This window comes from Mobilibacterium timonense (assembly GCF_900155555.1).
Taxonomy (GTDB): Bacteria; Bacillota; Clostridia; order Peptostreptococcales; family Anaerovoracaceae; genus Allobaileyella; species Allobaileyella timonense.
Genome location: NZ_FUHN01000002.1, coordinates 1 through 1,886 on the forward strand (window position 1 = coordinate 1; position 1,886 = coordinate 1,886).

1 protein-coding gene and 1 tRNA gene are annotated in these 1,886 nt (G+C 53.9%); one reads left to right on the forward strand and one right to left on the reverse strand.

Going from position 1 to position 1,886, the window contains the following annotated elements:
• Positions 1-168 precede the first annotated feature (168 nt).
• A tRNA-Glu gene (locus BQ7382_RS00010) sits at positions 169-243 on the reverse strand.
• Positions 244-540: 297 nt separating this feature from the next.
• On the opposite strand from BQ7382_RS00010, the gene BQ7382_RS00015 reads away from it, so the two are divergent.
• Positions 541-1,713, forward strand: coding sequence for a MalY/PatB family protein (locus BQ7382_RS00015; RefSeq protein WP_077389498.1), 1,173 nt, complete (start codon positions 541-543; stop codon positions 1,711-1,713).
• The last annotated feature ends 173 nt before the right edge of the window (positions 1,714-1,886 follow it).

Below are 1,886 nucleotides of genomic sequence, written 5' to 3' on the forward strand. Positions count from 1 at the left end.
CTCCTTTGTTACATGAGTGCGGTTGGAAGCCTCATTCATGATATCACAGGAGGTTTTTTCTTGAAGCTAAAGCTTCTTACTCCACCGGCTTAGCCGGTGGTTTTTTTACACTAAAGATCACAAAAAGACCTTGCAGCTCATCTTCCTGAGCTTGCAAGGTCCTGCACCTGGTACCGCATACGGGAATCGAACCCATGATTCAGCCGTGAGAGGGCTGCGTCTTAACCTCTTGACCAATGCGGCATATTTTGTGTTCGTGTCGCGTGACAAGAGTTATTATACAGATGCATCAGGTGCATTGCAAGGAAAAAATCAAATTTCTGAAAAGTTTTTTTGCAGGGCATCCCGCGAGAGATTATTCAGCTGCGCCACGGCGCGATTGCCCGCCCCTGCACCGGAAAAAATCCAGCTTTCCCGCAAAATAGAACAGCATTTTTCTGTTATATTAAACATGTTGCGACCGGGACCCTACGTACCGGCCGCCGGGCGCCGCACCGCGACACCCGATCAGATAAAGTTTATTTTTTCTGGAGGTTCAAAATGGAAAAGCTGGAATTTGTAGATAGAAGAAACACCAACTCGTCCAAATGGGATGGGTTGAACAGACAATTCGGGAGAGACGGCCTCCACGCAATGTGGGTGGCCGACATGGATTTCAAGGTGCCTCAGTGCGTTAGAAAGGCTCTGGCCGACTACGTGGATCTCGGCGCCATGGGATACATGGCCGTTCCGGAGAGCTACTACGAGGCAGTGATGGACTGGGAAATGTCGGTCCACGGTTACGAGATAAAGCGCCGGTGGATGAGGTTTTCTCCTGGCGTCGTGGCCGCCTTCCACTGGGCCGTGCAGATCTTCACAGAGCCCGGAGACGCGGTGATCGTGAACACACCGGTGTACTATCCTTTTTTCCATGCGGTGACAAGCAACGGCCGTAAGCTCGTCAAGAGCGACCTGGTCAACGATAACGGCCGTTACTCCATAGACTTCGAGAAGTTCCGCAGGGATATCCAGAATAACGACGTGAAGCTATTCATCATGTGTTCACCTCACAATCCGGTAGGCAGGGTCTGGACCGCTGACGAGCTGCGGCAGCTCCTGAGCATCTGCCGCGAAAACAGCGTTCTGGTAGTTGCTGACGAGATACACCACGACCTCATCGCCCCGGGCACCGAATTCGTTCCTGCCCTCCAGTGCGGCGAGCCGGGCGAGTTCGACAGCATGGTGATCTCACTCACCGCGCCATCCAAGACTTTCAACCTGGCCGCCGGACAGAACTCCATCGTCACCATTCCTGAAGAAAACAACCGCCGCAGATGGGACGATTTTTCCGCCGGGATAAGCGTGAGCCAGGGTAACCCGTTCGGCTACATCGCCGCCGAGGCTGCATACAGAGGTGGCCGCGAATGGTACGAGGCTCTTATCCACCAGATCTACGACGTGAATTTCAACTACCTCAGAGAGCGCCTGTCGAAGGATCTCCCAGGCGCTATCGTGTCTGACCTCCAGGGCACCTACCTGGCGTGGATCGACATGAGAGGCGTGATGGATCCCGCTTCGGTCAAGGATGCAGTCCTGGAAAAGGGAAAGCTTGCCGTGGACTTCGGCGACTGGTTCGGGGGAGAGGAATTCGACGGTTTCGTGAGGATGAACCTGGCAGCCCCGCTGGAGTACGTGGAAAAAGGCGCCGACGCCCTGATCGCATCGGCGAGATAGCCAGCAAAGCAGTCAGCAAGGCGTTGAGCAAGACATTAAACAAGGCATAATCATAACCACCAGTTGAACTGGTGGTTTGTCCTTGCCCTAAAAGGGCCTGTTACTTGCAGGCGTCTTAAGACGCACCGAAATAGACTGCCAACCGCATCTCTATTTTCCGGCTGCGCCTAAGG

Coding starts and splice junctions, on each gene's coding strand:
- BQ7382_RS00015 (WP_077389498.1), top strand. CDS start 541: ATGGAAAAGCTGGAATTTGTAGATAGAAGAAACACCAACTCGTCCAAA.